This is a genomic window from Mesorhizobium caraganae (genome assembly GCF_016836705.1).
Classification (GTDB): domain Bacteria; phylum Pseudomonadota; class Alphaproteobacteria; order Rhizobiales; family Rhizobiaceae; genus Mesorhizobium; species Mesorhizobium caraganae.
On record NZ_JAFCGY010000017.1, the window covers coordinates 47362 to 63420 of the forward strand.

The 16059-nt window shown below is 61.3% G+C and carries 15 protein-coding genes; 7 read left to right on the forward strand and 8 right to left on the reverse strand.

The features are described from left to right. Window positions 1-191: 191 nt before the first annotated feature. On the forward strand, window positions 192-896 hold the full coding sequence (locus JQK88_RS23950; protein WP_192247644.1) for a peroxiredoxin-like family protein: 705 nt from the start codon (window positions 192-194) through the stop codon (window positions 894-896). Here JQK88_RS23950 and JQK88_RS23955 read toward each other — a convergent pair. From JQK88_RS23955 to JQK88_RS23975, 5 genes are all read right to left on the reverse strand, one after another. Further along, window positions 880-1785, reverse strand: coding sequence for a LysR family transcriptional regulator (locus JQK88_RS23955; protein WP_192247642.1), 906 nt, complete (start codon window positions 1783-1785; stop codon window positions 880-882). The genes JQK88_RS23950 and JQK88_RS23955 overlap by 17 nt on opposite strands. Before the next feature lie 121 nt (window positions 1786-1906). Further along, a complete protein-coding gene (locus tag JQK88_RS23960; protein WP_192247640.1) occupies window positions 1907-2053 on the reverse strand; it encodes a hypothetical protein in 147 nt (48 codons plus the stop codon). Window positions 2054-2104: 51 nt separating this feature from the next. Then, window positions 2105-2929: an alpha/beta hydrolase gene (locus JQK88_RS23965; RefSeq protein ID WP_312037320.1), complete on the reverse strand. Its 825-nt coding sequence runs from the start codon at window positions 2927-2929 to the stop codon at window positions 2105-2107. A gap of 41 nt (window positions 2930-2970) precedes the next feature. Next, complete coding sequence (locus JQK88_RS23970; protein WP_246750011.1) at window positions 2971-4419, reverse strand: NAD-dependent succinate-semialdehyde dehydrogenase; 1449 nt, start codon at window positions 4417-4419, stop codon at window positions 2971-2973. Between the two features lie 58 nt (window positions 4420-4477). Next, the gene (locus tag JQK88_RS23975) at window positions 4478-5707 is read right to left on the reverse strand and encodes an iron-containing alcohol dehydrogenase (protein WP_203279624.1); all 1230 of its coding nucleotides are present in this window, start codon (window positions 5705-5707) and stop codon (window positions 4478-4480) included. Between the two features lie 172 nt (window positions 5708-5879). Between JQK88_RS23975 and JQK88_RS23980 the strand changes: the two genes are divergently transcribed. Both JQK88_RS23980 and JQK88_RS23985 read left to right on the forward strand, forming a co-directional pair. Next, window positions 5880-6578: a GntR family transcriptional regulator gene (locus tag JQK88_RS23980; RefSeq protein WP_192247634.1), complete on the forward strand. Its 699-nt coding sequence runs from the start codon at window positions 5880-5882 to the stop codon at window positions 6576-6578. 163 nt (window positions 6579-6741) lie between these two features. Then, a complete protein-coding gene (locus JQK88_RS23985) occupies window positions 6742-7335 on the forward strand; it encodes a DJ-1/PfpI family protein (protein ID WP_192247632.1) in 594 nt (197 codons plus the stop codon). A 68-nt stretch (window positions 7336-7403) separates the two neighbouring features. Here JQK88_RS23985 and JQK88_RS23990 read toward each other — a convergent pair whose 3' ends face one another. Then, window positions 7404-8294, reverse strand: a complete 891-nt coding sequence (locus JQK88_RS23990) for a GntR family transcriptional regulator (protein ID WP_192247630.1) — start codon at window positions 8292-8294, stop codon at window positions 7404-7406. Window positions 8295-8562: 268 nt separating this feature from the next. On the opposite strand from JQK88_RS23990, the gene JQK88_RS23995 reads away from it, so the two are divergent. The 4 genes from JQK88_RS23995 (at window position 8563) to JQK88_RS24010 (ending at window position 12434) form a co-directional block, all read left to right on the forward strand. Continuing rightward, a complete protein-coding gene (locus JQK88_RS23995; protein WP_192247750.1) occupies window positions 8563-9513 on the forward strand; it encodes an ABC transporter permease in 951 nt (316 codons plus the stop codon). A gap of 17 nt (window positions 9514-9530) precedes the next feature. Continuing rightward, window positions 9531-10295 carry an ATP-binding cassette domain-containing protein gene (locus tag JQK88_RS24000; RefSeq protein ID WP_203279662.1) on the forward strand — a complete coding sequence of 255 codons (765 nt, stop codon included), beginning with the start codon at window positions 9531-9533 and terminating at the stop codon, window positions 10293-10295. A gap of 142 nt (window positions 10296-10437) precedes the next feature. Then, the gene (locus JQK88_RS24005; protein WP_376740450.1) at window positions 10438-11304 is read left to right on the forward strand and encodes a sugar ABC transporter substrate-binding protein; all 867 of its coding nucleotides are present in this window, start codon (window positions 10438-10440) and stop codon (window positions 11302-11304) included. Window positions 11305-11411: 107 nt separating this feature from the next. Next, window positions 11412-12434: a zinc-binding alcohol dehydrogenase family protein gene (locus tag JQK88_RS24010; protein ID WP_203279663.1), complete on the forward strand. Its 1023-nt coding sequence runs from the start codon at window positions 11412-11414 to the stop codon at window positions 12432-12434. A 430-nt stretch (window positions 12435-12864) separates the two neighbouring features. Here the strand turns inward: JQK88_RS24010 and JQK88_RS24015 are convergent, their stop codons facing one another. Further along, window positions 12865-14598: an SEL1-like repeat protein gene (locus tag JQK88_RS24015; RefSeq protein WP_203279626.1), complete on the reverse strand. Its 1734-nt coding sequence runs from the start codon at window positions 14596-14598 to the stop codon at window positions 12865-12867. 28 nt (window positions 14599-14626) lie between these two features. Continuing rightward, a complete protein-coding gene (locus tag JQK88_RS24020; protein ID WP_203279627.1) occupies window positions 14627-16033 on the reverse strand; it encodes an HlyD family type I secretion periplasmic adaptor subunit in 1407 nt (468 codons plus the stop codon). Window positions 16034-16059 lie beyond the last annotated feature (26 nt).

Below are 16059 nucleotides of genomic sequence, written 5' to 3' on the forward strand. Positions count from 1 at the left end.
CTGGCTGCCGCTTTCAGACTTCCGTTTCGGAAGTCAGGAAATCTGATGTAACGATTCGAGCTGCAATACCGAACAGAAGATGAATCCGCATTGCTTCGATGCACGCAAGGCATCGACTCCATGCAGGAAAAGCATGGCCGTGTTCACAGGGCTTCAATGATAGGCTGTTTGGAAATTGCGAAGGTGCAGACATGGCCGCCGACGAACAGCCAATGACATTTGAACAGTCTGTTCAGGCTGCCATAGAACTCGATGCACCTCTCAACGAGCGGCTGGCGGTGATCGCGAGCGCAGTGCGCCGACTGAACTCGGATTTCGCCGACGCGGTTGACCGGCTGGTAGCGCGCCTCAGGGAGCAGGGAGCTGGCGCAAGTGCTCCCGCCCCCGGCGATGTCATGCCCGCATTTCTGCTGCCTGATGACGAAGGCAGGCTCGTGAGCCTATCTGAAATCCTTAGCCACGGGCCGGCCGTCATTACCTTTCAACGCGGACATTGGTGTCCCTATTGCCGCTTGAATGCGATCGGCATCGTCGAAGCCCAACAGGAGATTACGACGCTGCGCGGCCAGGTCGTGGTCATCATGCCCGAGCGACGCAAATTCGCAAAGGCAATGAAGGCCTCGGTTGGTGCTCAGTTTCCTTTCCTGACGGACATGGACAATGGCTACGCTTTGTCCCTCAACCTGGCGATCTGGGTGGGAGCCGAGATGGAGCGGTTGATGGGCCTCGGCCTCGATCTGCCGAACTATCAGGGCAACAGCAGCTGGTTCCTGCCGATCCCTGCTACTTTCGTCGTTGGAACTGATGGCATCATCACAGATCGGTTCGTCGATCCCGACTATCGTCGGCGGATGGACATCGACGACCTGATCGCGGCGCTCAGGCGGGCTCGCTGACGCCAAATGTCGACCAGTCGGTTGATCGCAGGAGGTTGAGGAGCGTCATGGCCACTTGCGAGCGATGTCGGCCGGCGACTGCGTAGACGGCGACGATCCGAGAAACATCCAGATCACGCAGCTTGAGTCTGCGGACGTTGGGCGAGCGGGGTGCAGTCATCGAGACAAAGCCAACGCCTGCATTGGCTTCCAGCAGCGCCAGCAGATCCTGGTCGGTTTCAACCTCATGTGTGGTGCGAGGCGTAATTCCTTTGGCCGAGAGACCGCGCGACAGATCTTCGCTCGTTTCCCAGTCGATCCGACTGAGCACGGGTTCTAGGGCTAACTGGCTCAGCGCTACATCCGCTTCGTTTCGGCGGGCAAGAGGGTGATCGGAGTTCACGACGAGCTCGATCCCCTCCTGGAAAAGCGGCCACGTGTCGAGCCGATCCCAAGCCTGTCCCAGCGGACCGGCAACCGCCAGTTCGACCTCGCCGTTCTTCAGGGCGTCGATGACAGCGGTCGGGGAACCGCGACTGATCTTGAGATGCACCCCAGGGTAGGCTCGGAAAAGCTCGGTGAAGGGGGAGACCAGCAGCGCTATGTTGACGCTGTTGGAAATGGTTACGTTGAGTGGGGCGACGTCACTGCTTTGCACGGCCTTTGCGAGAGATTTTGCGGAGGTCGCAGCATCGTAACATTGTTGCAGCAGGGGCAGCATGCGCCGGCCAAGCTCGGTCAGATGGGAATGCTGGCGCTCGCGGCGAAGCAACTCACCGCCCAACTCGTCTTCGAGGGTCTTGATTGCGCGAGTCAGGGCCGGCTGCGTGACATTGCACTCTTCCGCTGCCCTAGTGAAATTAAGCGTGTTGGACAGGGCCAGAAAATAGCGGACCTGCTGCATCTCCATGACTTTTCGCCCCCTCAGCGAAATGATCTATCAGCGACTGCGCATGTTTGCAGGCTAACGCATTGCAGCCGTTTCGGCAAAGCGTGGCAACGTCAATGGGGCCGAACGCTATGTTGCATGGCTAGTCAATGTCTGCTTTGGTCCAAATCAAGTCGATGATCGCGATGGGTTGAAGAAGCGCTCCCGGCATGATGTCATGCGTGGGCGCACGAACGATTTCGTTTTCGACATCATGCGTCGTCAGCGTCTTCGTGAACTCCGCGAGCATCAGATACGCCCTTCAGCCTGCGGATTTCGGCCTGCTCATCGCTCCCCGTTTTTATGGCACTGACCTGGTCGCTGCATTGTGTGCAGGAGTTCCATCGCGCTGGATAAGCTTGGCCAGACAATCCGCAGCGCGGGTTCCACCCATACCGAGGTCGCGAACGCTGCTCATGTGATCGGCGCCGGCGACGATGGTTTGAGAGACATGTAGCCCCTGTTTTCTCAGATGCCTGGCGAATGCCTCGGCCTGGCCAAGAAACGGCGGCGTTTCCTCGCCGCCGACCGCGATAGCAACCTCTACTGACGGATCGAAGTCATGTGTCAGAGGCGACAAATTGGTGGCCTCCTCATCCGTTATAGCGATCTCGGTGGCAAGGAACGAGGTCTGCAGAGGCTTCAACTCATACAACCCACCAAGGAGCAGCGCGCCTCTGATGTCTGACGATAGGCTCGGATCATTGAACAGCATGGTGGCGAGATGGGCACCGGCGGAGTGGCCGCTGACAGTCAGTCGGCCGGGATCGCCCCCATGGTCGGCGATGTGCTCGAGTACCCATCGCTTGGCACGGCGCACCTGATCGACGATCGCGGCCATCCGCACCGCAGGCATCAGCGCGTAATCGACAATGACCGCGGTCGCACCTGCGCGCGTCACCGTGTCGGCGACGTAGGAATAATCCCGTTTGGAGAACATGCGCCAGTAGCCGCCATGGATGAACATGTGCACCGGCAGCCGGTCTCGTCTGCCTTCCGGAAAGAACAGATCCATGGTTTCGGTTGCGTCAGCTCCGTAGGCGACATCGGCGACCATTGAAACGTTCGCCCTGGTGTCCTCGCTTCTGCGAACGATCTCGGCGACGATGTCGTCGAACTCGACCACATGATCGCGAATGCGAAACGGATCCTTGGCGTGATGTCTGGTCACAGGGTCACGGCGATGTACTTCGCCTCCATGAACTCGGCAACGCCGTGCTTCTGACCACCTTCGCGGCCCAGCCCGCTCTGCTTGACCCCGCCGAAAGGCGCCGCCGGATCCGACATCAGGCCGCGGTTCAGGGCGATCATGCCCGACTCGATCTTCGATGCCACACGCATCCCTCGGGCCAGGTCACGCGTGTAGATGTAGGCCGCGAGACCGTATTCGGTGTCATTGGCCTTTGCGATGGCATCCGCCTCGCTGCCGAAGCGCATGATCGGCGCCACCGGACCGAATATCTCCTCATGTACCATTGCCGCGTCAGCCGACACGTCGCGAAGCACCGTCGGTGGGTAAAAGTAACCTTTGCCTTCGGCGATCGCTCCACCGCACAGAACCTTGGCGCCACGGGCAACCGCGTCCTGGACGAGCCGGTCGATCTTGTCCACGGACTTCCTGGTGATCATCGGACCACACTCGGTTTCCGAGTGTGTGCCAGGGCCTATTGTGAGCGCGGCCATGCGTTTGCTCAACCCATCGGTGAAGGAATCATGGATGCCGGCCTGCACGTAAAAGCGGTTGGCGGCCGTGCAGGCTTCGCCGGCGTTGCGCATCTTGGCAACCATCGCCCCGTCGAGCGCCGCTTCCAGGTCGGCATCGTCGAAGACGATGAACGGTGCGTTGCCGCCAAGCTCCATGGAACAGGAGATGACGTGCCTTGCGGCCTCGGCAAGGAGCAGGCGGCCGACGCCAGTCGAGCCGGTGAATGACAGCTTTCGCACGCGTGGATCGGCCAGCATGGCCGCCGTCACCGGCCCTGGGGTCGAGGTCGTCAGGACGTTGACGACGCCAGGCGGCACGCCGGCTTCCGCGTAGAGCGCTGCTAGCGCATAGGCGGTCAGCGGCGTCTCGCTGGCGGGCTTCAGGATAACCGTGCAGCCGGCCGCCAGCGCCGGCGCGATTTTGCGTGTCGCCATGGCGGCCGGAAAATTCCATGGCGTGATGAGCACGCAAATGCCGATGGGCTGGTAGTCGACAATGATCCGGTTCGCGCCCGAGGGCGCAATGCCGAACTCGCCGCTGATGCGGACCGCCTCCTCGGCGTTCCAGCGAAAAAATTCCGCCGCGTAAGCGACTTCACCGCGCGCATCGCGCAGCGCCTTGCCGTTCTCCAGCGAGATCAGCGCAGCCAACGTCTCCGCCCGCTCGGTCATCAGTTCGAAGCAACGCCGCAGGATTTCCGAACGTCTGCGCGGCGGGGTCTCGCGCCAGCCGGCCGCTGCCTTCGCGGCCGCGTCGACGGCGAACGCTGCGTCGGCGAGGGTGGCATCGGGAACCGCCGCGATCACGGCTTCCGTCGATGGATCGACCACCTCGATCACGCGACCCTCCGACGAGGGCTGCCAGCGTCCGCCAATGTAGAGACCGTGCGAGACCGTGGCGTAGTCGAACATATCTTGATCCTCGTCGGATATGCCTGCGGCGATATTCATTGGGTGAACTCCTGGTCGATCACATCATGGTGGCGGACATGTCGCCGTCATAAGCAGCCCTGACCAGCCGTCGCATCGCGGCGAGGTCGAAGGGACGGGGATTGTTCTTGATCAACCGGTCGATGCCGAGCGCCTGCTCAGCCGTCCAGTCGATCTTGTCCTCGGCAAGGCCAAGTTTGGCCAGGGTCGGTGGGATGCCGATGGCGCCAAACAGCCGGCTCACCTCCCGGATGGTGGCGTGCGCCCATGCATCGGCACCGTCGCCGCTCTTAGGGGGAAGGCCGAGGGCAGCGCCGACTTCGGCAATCTCTGCGGCCGCGGCGGCAAGGTTGTAGTTCATCACATAAGGCAGCATCGTGGCGACACCCAGACCATGCGCAGTATGGGTAAGCGCGCCGACAGGATATTGCACCGCATGGGCAGCTGCCGTTCCCGCCGTGCCGAAGGCGCAACCGGCGGCCAGCGCTCCCATCATGACATCGGCGCGCGCATCCTCGTCCGATCCGTCGCGATATGCCTTTTCGAGACTGCGGCCAAGCAGCCTGATGGCCAGAAGTGCGAAATGATCGGTCAGAGCGCTCTTGCCGACGAAGACATGCTGCTGCGGCAAATGTGGATCAGCGCCGCGTTTGACGGCGGTGAAAGCCTCGATTGCGTGCGTCAGCGCGTCGGCGCCGGCGATCGCCGTCAGTGAGGGTGGGCATGTCGCCGTCAGGTCCGGGTCGCAAAGCGCCACAGCGGCGATGAGGTGGGGACTCGAGATACCTACTTTCAGCGTCCGATCCGGATCGGAGATCACCGCGACGGGGGTCACCTCTGAGCCGGTCCCGGCCGTGGTCGGCACGGCGATCACGGGAAGGGTAGGACCTGGTACTTTGAACTCGCCATAGTAATCCTCGAGCCTGCCGCCATGGCTGAGCAGAAGTGCTGCGCACTTGGCCATGTCGAGGCAACTTCCGCCGCCGATTCCGATCACCATGTCCGGCTCGAAATCCTTCGCTTCCGCAATGCAGGCTGCGACGCTGTCGCGGGGCACATCCGGCAGCGTTCGGTCGTAGACCAGCGTGTCTATCGCCGCGTTGTGCAAGCCAGCAAGAATTTCGGCGAACTGCGATGTCGCCGCGAAGCGCTCATCGGTACAGACGAACGCGCGCCGCCCATATTTGGCGGCAACGGCAGGCAGCACATGGCGCTGACTTTTGCCGAACAGAATCTCGCGCGGCAGGCGCACCGCTGCAAACAAGGTCATGCACAGGATCCTTCGAAGGCGGATTGGGAGCCAAGAGAATTGGCTTCGTTCCGGAGACCGGCCGCGACGCTCCGGGTGATTCTCATGCGTATCCTCTATAAAATCGTATAGGATATAGGATTGAATTGGGCGGAGCATCGTGTTAGTGGGTGCTTCTGTCAAGAGGCAAACGATGCAGAACACCGACCTGACGGTTGACGATGAAGCCCGCGCGAGCGGCCGCATCCAGCGCGCCAACAGCCTTGCCGGCGACGTTTACGAGGCAATCTTCGCGCAACTGATGTCTTTGAGAATTGCTCCGGGATCGCGCATCACCGTCGACAACCTCGTCAAGGAGTTCAACGTCTCGCATACTCCCATTCGGGAAGCGCTTGGCCGGTTGGAGGGTGAGGGCCTGGTGTTGAAGACCCACCTGATCGGCTATCGCGCCGCTCCGCAAATCACCCGCAGGCGCTTTGACGAGCTCTACGAGCTGCGCCTTCTGCTTGAACCTGCCGCGGCGGCCAAAGCCACTGCCACAATGGACGATGAGCGCCTGACCGTGCTGCGGGAGGCGGCTGGCGTCATGGCCCGGCGAGTGGGCAAGGACGAACGCCTGCGTTATTCGAACTTCGCCCGTCAGGACGCGATCTTCCACGACAAGATCGTCGAGTTCGCCCAGAACGAGCTCATTCGCGAGACGCTGAATCACCAGCACACCCACTTCCATATCTTCCGCCTGATGTATCACTCGCGGGTGACCGAAGAGGCGCTCGACGAGCACGAGGCCATTCTCGCCGCCTTCTCCGCCGGCGATCCGGGCGCCGCCGAAAGCGCCATGCGTACGCACATCGAGAATTCGCGGGACCGGCTCCTGCCTGCGTTCGAGTAGCCATCGCGATGTCGCTTGTCCGAAGCATCGTCAACGAGCCGCCGATCACCCACGACCACGCCAAGGAATATCGTTCCCCAGTCCGCGATTTGACCCGATCTTGATCCCGTAGAAGGCGGGCGCGAAGTGCGCCTCGCCTTGAAACAAGCCGAGAGGAAGCGCCATGCCAGGCAAGAAGATACTGATGCTGACCGGTGAATTCACCGAAGAATATGAAATCTTTGTCTATCAGCAGGCGATGGAAGCGGTGGGACACACTGTCCACGTCGTGTGCCCCGACAAAAATGCCGGCGATCTGATCAAGACATCGCTGCACGACTTCGAAGGCGACCAGACCTACACCGAAAAACCCGGCCACAATGCGCTGATCAACAAGACCTTTTCCGACGCCGAGAAGCAGCTGAGCCAATACGATGCTGTCTACTGCGCCGGCGGTCGTGGCCCCGAATACATTCGCACCGACAAGCGCATCCAGGCGATGGTGCGCCATTTTCACGAGGCCAAAAAGCCGATCTTCACCATCTGCCATGGCGTCCAGATTCTGATTGCGGTCGACGGCGTCGTCCGCGGCAAGAAGGTGGCGGCGCTCGCGGCTTGCGAGCCGGAGGTGACGCTTGCTGGCGGCACCTACATCGATCTGTCTCCCACCGACGCCTATGTGGATGGGACGATGGTTTCGGCAAAGGGTTGGACGGCGCTTGCGGCGTTCATCCGCGAATGCCTGAAGGTGCTGGGGACCGAAATCCGCCACGCCTGAGCCTTTCGCTCGACGCATTCCTGAGGGGATGTGTCGGCTCACCAACGCGCGGCTATGTGCGTCATTCATCAAGCCCAGATCAGCGACCGCATCAGCGTTGCCCTTGCCGAAGCGAGATGCGCCTTGCACGCCCGTTCGATGCGCTCGGGATCGCGACTTTCGAGTGCATCGATATAAGCAACATGCTCGATGATCGCTGCCTGGTTGCGCTGCTTTTCGTCCTGCTTGTTCCATTGATAGTGGTAGTGAAAAATGAAGGTGATGATGTCGTAGAAATCATCGATGAAGCGGTTCGGTGACGCCTCGTTTATGAGCCTGTGGAAGCGGTTGTCGAGGCCGGAGAAGTCGTGAAAGCGGCTTTCAATCTGCTCCAGCAAATCGGCATGCGCCATCTTCAGCGCTGCGAGTTTTGACCAAAGGGGAGAACTGTCTGGCTGCCGCGAAAACAGTTGCGCGGAACGCAGTTCAAACATCACCCGAATCTCGAACAGCTCAAGTGCGAAATCCTCCGTGAAGCCCTTGAAAAGCCAGCCTGTATTAGGTCTTTTCTCGATCAGCCCAAAGCGGCTGAAGCGTATCAGGAACTCGCGAATTCCGTTGGTCGCTACACCGAACTGCCGTGCGAGCTCCAGCTCGTTGATACTTGTTCCGGGCCTGGTGTCACCCCGCAGCATCCACTCCATGAATTGTTGTTCGACATGCTTGGCGCGTGGCGTTGTTTCGGCGTCGGGATAGCAGTCGTTCCCATCGACCTCTCGTCCCACTGTCCTGATGCCGTTGCGTACGGTGACAAGCTCGCGGCGAACAAGTTCTTGCAGAACCTTTCGGACGGTGGTGCGGCTGACGCCGATGAGCCGCCTCAGCTCATTTTCGGAGGGAAGCCCCCCGACCAGTTGTCCATCGCGCAGCATAGTTGCAGTTCGATTGAAGGCCTTCTTGTAGACGGTGTCGGTTCGCATCGCACCTTCCTCCAAACAATACCTTGTCCTTTTTAGCATGAACTTTATCCATAAAAAACAACTTGACCCAATCAAGTCAGTTGTTTTTTATCGATAAGAAGAGGACGTAAGCACGATTTGAGTTTTTGACGACGCGGCTCGCACGAGCTTCGGCGGGGAGGGAATTTTGCCTGAAACGGGAAACACCGGCACCACTGCCGGCGAGGCCGCGTTGCCAGCTTCCAGGAAGCAGGAAGCTGTTCCCGGCCTTGCGCTTGGCCTGGCCCTGCTGAGCGCTGGTCCCGTCGTCATCCTGGTGCTGCTGATCGTCGTTCTCAGCTTTCTGTCACCCTATTTCCTCACAGGGCGCAACCTCAGCAACATCCTCGCCCAGACCGCCGTCATCTCGGTGGTGGCGATGGGCCAGCATCTGGTCATCCTGACACGCGGGATCGATCTCTCCGTCGGCTCGAACGTTGCACTGGCTTCCGTCGTCGGCGCGCTCAGCTTTCATGCCGGCGCTCCTGCCATCGTGGTGATCGCGGTGATGGTTGGATGCGGTGCGGCGGTGGGCGCCATCAACGGGCTCTTCTACGTCTTCGGCCGGCTGCCGCATCCTTTTATCATCACGCTGGCGACATTGAGCATCGCCAAGGGGTTGGCGCTGCAACTGGCCGACGGGCGCGCCATCCCTGGCATGCCGGGTTCGATCGACGCACTCGGCCGCGAGGCGGTCTGGGGTCTGCCGGGATCGGTCTTCGTCGTTGCCGGCGTTGCCGCGGTTCTTTTCGTCATGGCCAAGACGATGGTCTGGGGGCGCTGGATCTATGCCGTCGGCGGTCGGCCCGATGCTGCCGTGCGCATGGGCATCCCCGTCTCCTGGGTTCTGGTTTCGGTCTATGTGATCTCAGGACTGTGTGCCGGCATCGGCGCCGTCATCCTTGCCGGCCGCACCGATGCCGGTTCGCCCTTGTTCGGCAATCTGCTGGAACTGGATACGATCGCGGCGGTGATCATCGGCGGCGCCAGTTTTCTCGGCGGCCGCGGCCATCTCGGCCATGCCTTGATCGGCGCCATCATGATCGGCGTCATCCGCAACGCGCTCAACCTGCTCAACGTCAACGTCTTCTTCCAGCTCATCGTCATCGGCGTGGTCATCGTCATAGCGGTCGAGTCCGACGTGCTGCGCAACTATCTCGAAGGGCGCATGCGTGTCATGCAGGCCGGGAGGCAGTCATGAGCGCCGTTGCGACCAGCATCGATCATGCAGCCACAACGGATGATCCCGTGCTGGCAGTGCGCGGTGCTACCAAGCGTTTCGGCTCGGTTGTGGCGCTGGACGATGTCAGCATCGAGGTCCGGCGCGGTGAGATCCTCGGGCTTCTCGGCGACAATGGCGCGGGCAAATCGACACTGACCAAATGCATCAGCGGCGTGCACCAACTCGATGCCGGCGCAATCCTTCTGGACGGTGCGTCAACGCAGATACGCTCCCCTGCGGATGCGCGCTTTGCCGGCATCGAGACCGTCTATCAAGACCTGGCGCTGTTCGACAATCTGACGCCGGGACAAAACTTCTTTGCCGGTCGCGAACTGGCCTGGCCGCAATGGCTTCCACGCGGCCTGCGATTTCTTCAACAGCGCAAGATGGACGCCGAGACCCGCGTTTTGCTGGCAAACCTCAAGGTTACGCTGCCGCGGCTGGACGCCGTCGTTGCCATGATGTCGGGTGGGCAAAGGCAAGCCATTGCGGTGGCCCGGTCGACCGTATTTGCCCGCAAGGTCGTGATCCTGGATGAGCCAACCGCAGCACTTGGCCTGCGTGAATCACGCCAGGTACTCAACCTGGTCGCTGCGCTGCGCGATCAGGGCAACGCCGTCATCCTGATAACTCACAATATGGAACATGTCGTCGAGCTGGCCGATCGCGCCGTGGTGCTTCGCCAGGGTCGCAAGGTTGGTGAACTCATGCCGACCAAGGACAACAAACAGGAGCTGGTTTCCATGATCGTTGGAGCCTGACCCGTTCGAGATTTGGGGACCGTTCCGGTCCGCAAATGCCTGAAGCGACTTCCGCCGGAAGACGCCTCAATTCCAAGGGAGGAATGGAATGCCAATGAACCGAAAACTGTCCGCTGGGCTGGCGATCGCCGTTGCGTTCGCGATGCCGGCTTCGGCCGCCGACAAGATCAAGGTCGGCCTGATTACGAAATTCCCGGTGCCGTTCTACTCGACCATGGAGGACGCCGCCAAGAAATACGCGGCATCTCATCCAGAGATCGAGCTGGTCACCGGTCAGGGCCAGGCGGCCACCGACATCGAGGGTCAGATCGCGCTGATCGAATCCATGATCACCCAAGGCGTCAAGGGTCTGGCGATCACTCCGGTCGATCCGACCGTAGCGCCGGCGCTCGACAAGGCGGTCGCTGCCGGCATCAAGGTGGTTCTCGTCGACAACAGCATACCTGACTGGAAAGGCCAGACGGCACTGGTTTCGACCAACAATCTCAATGGCGGCAAGATCGCCGGAGAGTACCTGAAGACCGTGCTCAAGAGCGGCGACAAGATCGGCATCCTGCAAGGGGTGCCCGGGGTGCCGGCGCTAGACGACCGGGTCACTGGCATGATGGAGGGTCTCGGCGACGTCAAGGTCGAGGTCGTCGGCAAAGGTGCAACCAATTGCACGCTCGAACTTGGCACGTCAGTGACTGAAGACATCCTGACCGCCAATCCCGATCTCAAGGCGATCTACGCCGCCTGCGGCCCGCCAATCCCGGGTGCTGTCAAATCGATCAGCAATGCGGGCATTGCCAACGACAAGATCATCCTGGTCGGCTTCGACGCCTGCTGCGGCGAGATCGAAGCGATCAAGTCGGGCGCGGAAGACGCCAGCGTTGCACAATTTCCGGCAAAAATGGGCGAGCTTGGCATCGACACCGTCGTCAAGGCGATCCGGGGGGAAACCGTCGAGGCCAATGTCGATACCGGCGCCGGCCTGGTCACGCTGCAGAACGTCAAGGACTTCGAGTGATCCAGCAATGGTCCGGCGGATTGCTCCGCCGGACCACTTCCTGTTGTCGACACTGGGATGAAGAGCGCGGCTAGCGAAGGGATGAAATTACGCTCATGGACCCTGCCATCAAGATCGTCCGATGCGTCGAACCCGGCAGACTGGTGTTCGAGGAGCGGCCTGCGCCGGGCAGTCCGCCGGAGGGCTGGGCACTGGTCGACGTCGCCCATGTCGGCATCTGTGGAACCGACTACCACATCTTCGAGGGCAAGCATCCGTATCTCGCCTATCCGCGCGTCATGGGCCATGAGGTTTCGGGAACGATCGCGGCAATCAACGCGCCAGGGGACATCGCGGTCGGAGAGCAAGTTCTCGTCAATCCCTATCTTGCCTGCGGCAAGTGTGCGGCCTGCCGGCAGGGCAAGCCGAACTGCTGCGTGGCAATCGAGGTGCTGGGCGTGCATCGTGACGGTGCCATGAGTGAGCAGCTTCTCGTGCCGGCACAGAACTTGATTCCAGCGACCGGCCTGTCATTGGTCGAGGCGGCCACGGTCGAGTTTCTGGCCATCGGTGCGCACGCGGTGCGCAGATCGATGGCTGGGCCAGGCAATCGCAACCTGGTCATCGGCGCCGGGCCGATCGGCCTCGGCACGGCGCTTTTTGCCCGCATCGCGCAACAAAGCGTGACCATCATGGACGTCGACGCCGGGCGGTTGGCCTTTGCCGCGCAATTGGGTTTCCTGGTGATCGACGGATCGAAGGGATCGATCATTGAGACGATAGCGGAGCGAACCGTCAAAGCAGGCTTCGATGTCGTCTTCGACGCCACGGGTAACAGCCGTTCGATGCAGTCGGCCTTTACCTATGTCGCCCATGGCGGCGTCATGGTGATGGTCAGCGTCGTGCAGGACGACATAACCTTCTCCGATCCAGAGTTCCACAAGCGGGAAATGATGCTGATCGGCAGTCGCAATGCGACGCACAGTGATTTCCAGCACGTCATTGCCTCGATCCGCGCTGGCAAAATACCAATTGACCAACTCGTCACCCACCGCACGACCCTGCGCAACAGCCCCCGCGACATCGCGATCTGGGCGCGGCAGAAGTCCGGTCTGATCAAGGCCGTCATCGATGTGGCAGGATCCGCGTGAGTTCAGCAGACACGATGGTCACATTTCGCAGCAGGCGGATCACACTTGGGCTGGCGGCCGAATGCGCAGCACCTCACCCTTTCGAAGCTAATTGAGAACGAAAACGATTGATGGTGAAGGAAAAGGCAAGCCGGGCTGAGATTGCCCTGCAGGCATCCTGCTATCGCGCTTGTTGACGACCTTGAGCCCATTGAGAGGCTGAAGCTACACATCCTGAACCTTGGCCACACAATGTTTGCACAATGCTGGATGGCCGATCGTCTGAGAACCCGACCTGACGGTGCGTGAAATCTTGGAACTCGATGGGTATCGAAACTTGCTGGCAGAGATCTATGGTTGGGCGGCCAATGGCTTCCGCACCAAACCTAGAATTCTTCGGGATCCTCGTTCGTGGCAGACATGCGTTTGGCGTGCTGGCACTATGCGGGCCTCAACCCGAGGCGAGTTCGGCAAGTTCGTCGGCCGCTTCACTGATACCGTAGGCTGCCGCGCGCTCGAGCCACAGGCGACCGGCTACCGGGTCGCGCTCACCAGCGATACCCCTTGAGAAATAACGTCCGAGCATAAGTTGGGCTTGGCCATGCCCACGTCCAGCAGCGGCTGCGTACCATTTCTGCGCTGCCGTTTGGCTGACTGGCACCCCCTGGCCAGCACCATACAGCGCGCCAAGTGCAAACATCGCTCCGGCGTGACCGTCGAGAGCGGCGCGCTCGAACAGCTGCATGGCAACCTTTGGCTCACGTGTGCCCCCGCGCCCGTTGAGCAGCATCTCGGCAAGCGCCACCTGCGCGTCGAGCATGCCGGCATTGGCTGCCCGAGCAAACCAGAGGCGGGCCTGCGATGGGTCGGGCGCCACGCCGCGTCCATCTTGCAGGAGGCGGGCGTACATATATTGCGCCTCGGCGACACCTTCAGCTGCACGCCTTAGCCATTGCGCCGCTTGCCCCTCGTCCTGGCGGACGCCGACTCCGTTGGCGAAGCAGAGCCCAAGATTGAATGCCGCTATCAGGTCCCCCGATGATGCGGCCGCTTCGAACCATCCGGCAACGCTTGCATGATCATCGGGCTCGCCGGCTCCTTCGAGAACAAGATTGGCGAGATCGACCTGTGCTTCCTGATTGCCGCCATTTGCAGCGGCGCGCAGCCAGCGTGCCCCCTCTTCGAGATCCTGAGCCACGCCGTTCCCCGTCAAATAGAGCGAGGCCAACGCGCGGGCGGCGGCCTGATGGCCCGCTTCGGCCGCCCGCCGGTACCAGTTTGCGGATTCTGCAAAATCCGGCCGCTGCGTCTTCACATAGCGCTCGCCGAGGAGATAGGCGGCCTCGATATTGCCTGCCAACGCAGCACGCCGCATCCACGCCTCTCCAGCAGCAATATCCTGGTCGACAAATGCACCATCAATCAGGGCCAATCCCAACCGGAACTGGGCGGAGGGAAGGCCTTTCTCCGCAGCAGCCTGATATAGTTGAACCGCTGCAGCCATTTCGCGTGCGACGCCCAGCCCGTGCTCGGTAAGAACCGCGAGAAGGTAGATTGCGGTCGGCAGACCGGCGTCGGCGGCACGTCTTACCTCTTTTGCAACCCTCACCCTGTTTTCCCGTTTGCCATTGCGGGCCAGCGACAGGGCAAAGCCGAGACACCCCTCGGCGCAGCCGGCAGAAGCCGACTTTTCGTACCACCGGTGCGCCGCATCTGCGTTGCGCATTGGTTTGGGGCCGCTGGTAAGTATATAGCCGAGGATCGCCTGTCCCACGGCCGAGCCCGCCTCGGCCGCCTTGGTGGCAAAGTCGAACGCGGCCGTGAAGTCTGGTTTGCCCGAGGTATCTGGTTCAAACAGCTGGTTGGATTCGGCGCAGTTGCCGTCAGCTTCCTTAGCCACCAGCCCAGTCAAATAGAGAGCGGCGAGGAGCGCTTGCGCATCGGCGCTCCCGTGATTGGCTGCCCGCATCAGCCATCGCGCGCCTTCCACACGGCTCGGCGGCACACCCGAGCCTTCGAGATAGCAACGCGCGACCCGGTACTCGGCGTCGACGATCCCCGCCCGCGCCGCGCTCGCCATCAGCGGAAAGGCTTCTGCGGGCTTGCCGCTGTCAGCGAGCTGGATCGCCCGGCGCAACGCTGCCGCCGGGGAAGCAAGAACAGTCAGCCGATCCAGGATTGTCATCGATCCGAGTCTCCGATACCCCCGTGGGCTACGGCTCCCGCATTGCCTCCTGGCCGACCGGGAGCATCACACCGAGAATGTATTTGAGCACTGTGCGACGGCCGACCTTTACGTCGGCGGTCACCGGCATGCCGGGGCTCACGATGAAACCGGCAGGCACGCCGTGGAGGGCGACCTGGTCGATGGAAATGCGCGTGCGATAGAACGGCTCGGCGTCGGGCGGCAGCATAGCCAGGGAGCTGTTCGGATCGCGTGCTTGCTCCTGCGCAGAGAAGGAATCGGGGCTAAGTGCCCGCACGGTGCCATGAGCAAGGCCGTATTGCGAATAGGGGAAGGTGTCGAACTTAATGACCACTGGGTCGCCGACATGCACAAAGCCGCTGCTGCGGCCGACGATGTTTGTCTCGATCTCAAGCGGCGCGTTGGCTGGCACCAGCGTGATCAATCGCTCGCCGGACTGCAGGACCGACCCGACCGAGACCTTGGCCACCGACTGAACGATGGCGTCTGCTTCGCTCTTCAGCTCGACCAATTGCTTACGCAACTTTGCCTTGTTGAGAAGTTCGCGGGCGTCGGACATGCGCGAACTGGCCTCGGACAGGCTCTGTGAAACATCCGCTCGCCAACCCTGAATATAGCCGTCGCGCTCGGCGGCCACCGCTGCCTGCTGGAGCTTTGCGGCTTGCGCGGTCTGCTCGGCATTGCCGAGCGCCCGGGACATCTCAGCGCGATTGTCCTCGGCAAGCAGCGTATTGAGGCGGCTGCCTACCTGCCTTGCCTCGAGTTGCTTGCGCATCTGCTCAATCGAGCCGGCGACCGCGAGCCGCTGGCGGTAGCCATCTGCATCCGATAGCGAGCGCGAGATTACGGAACTGAGTTCGTCGCGCTGGCGGTCGAAATTCTCAACCTTGGCGTCATAGACCGCCTTGCGGCGCTCAAAAATCGATGCTTGCAGGGTCCAGCTTGGATCGAGACCGTCATAATCGAAAGCCCGGCCATCCGCTTCCGCCTTCAACCGCGCGACTTCAGCTTCAAGCGTCGAAACCTGCATGGCGAGCGTCGCCAGATCGGCAGAAGCAAAAGTCGCATCGAGGCGAGCAAGCACTTGACCGGCCTGCACGTGCTGTCCTTCACGCACGTCGATCGAGCGCACGATCGCCGTCTCCAGCGGCTGCACGACCATATTAGGCGATTTTGACACCACGAGCCCTCTGGCCGTTACAACCTGATCGACCGGTATCAGTCCGGCCACAGCGATCAGCGCGATGACCAGGCTCGCGATGATCCAGACGATGCCGCGCGCCGCCTGCGGGATAGGAGCATTGGCGACAGCCGTCGACGGCCACTGGAACTCGAGTATGGCCGGCGTTGTCGGATCCCTCGTTTCCATCCGATGCCGCCGAGCCGGAAGGGTGATGAGAGAGGTGCTACTCATGGGTTACCGGACCTGAATTGTGGCAT

What these genes read in the sequence shown, in the direction of transcription:
- JQK88_RS23950 (WP_192247644.1), top strand. Translation starts at nt 192, where the DNA reads ATGGCCGCCGACGAACAGCCAATGACATTTGAACAGTCTGTTCAGGCT.
- JQK88_RS23955 (WP_192247642.1), bottom strand. Translation starts at nt 1,785, where the DNA reads ATGGAGATGCAGCAGGTCCGCTATTTTCTGGCCCTGTCCAACACGCTT.
- JQK88_RS23960 (WP_192247640.1), bottom strand. Translation starts at nt 2,053, where the DNA reads ATGCTCGCGGAGTTCACGAAGACGCTGACGACGCATGATGTCGAAAAC.
- JQK88_RS23970 (WP_246750011.1), bottom strand. Translation starts at nt 4,419, where the DNA reads ATGTTCGACTACGCCACGGTCTCGCACGGTCTCTACATTGGCGGACGC.
- JQK88_RS23975 (WP_203279624.1), bottom strand. Translation starts at nt 5,707, where the DNA reads ATGACCTTGTTTGCAGCGGTGCGCCTGCCGCGCGAGATTCTGTTCGGC.
- JQK88_RS23980 (WP_192247634.1), top strand. Translation starts at nt 5,880, where the DNA reads ATGCAGAACACCGACCTGACGGTTGACGATGAAGCCCGCGCGAGCGGC.
- JQK88_RS23985 (WP_192247632.1), top strand. Translation starts at nt 6,742, where the DNA reads ATGCCAGGCAAGAAGATACTGATGCTGACCGGTGAATTCACCGAAGAA.
- JQK88_RS23990 (WP_192247630.1), bottom strand. Translation starts at nt 8,294, where the DNA reads ATGCGAACCGACACCGTCTACAAGAAGGCCTTCAATCGAACTGCAACT.
- JQK88_RS24005 (WP_376740450.1), top strand. Translation starts at nt 10,438, where the DNA reads ATGCCGGCTTCGGCCGCCGACAAGATCAAGGTCGGCCTGATTACGAAA.
- JQK88_RS24015 (WP_203279626.1), bottom strand. Translation starts at nt 14,598, where the DNA reads ATGACAATCCTGGATCGGCTGACTGTTCTTGCTTCCCCGGCGGCAGCG.
- JQK88_RS24020 (WP_203279627.1), bottom strand. Translation starts at nt 16,033, where the DNA reads ATGAGTAGCACCTCTCTCATCACCCTTCCGGCTCGGCGGCATCGGATG.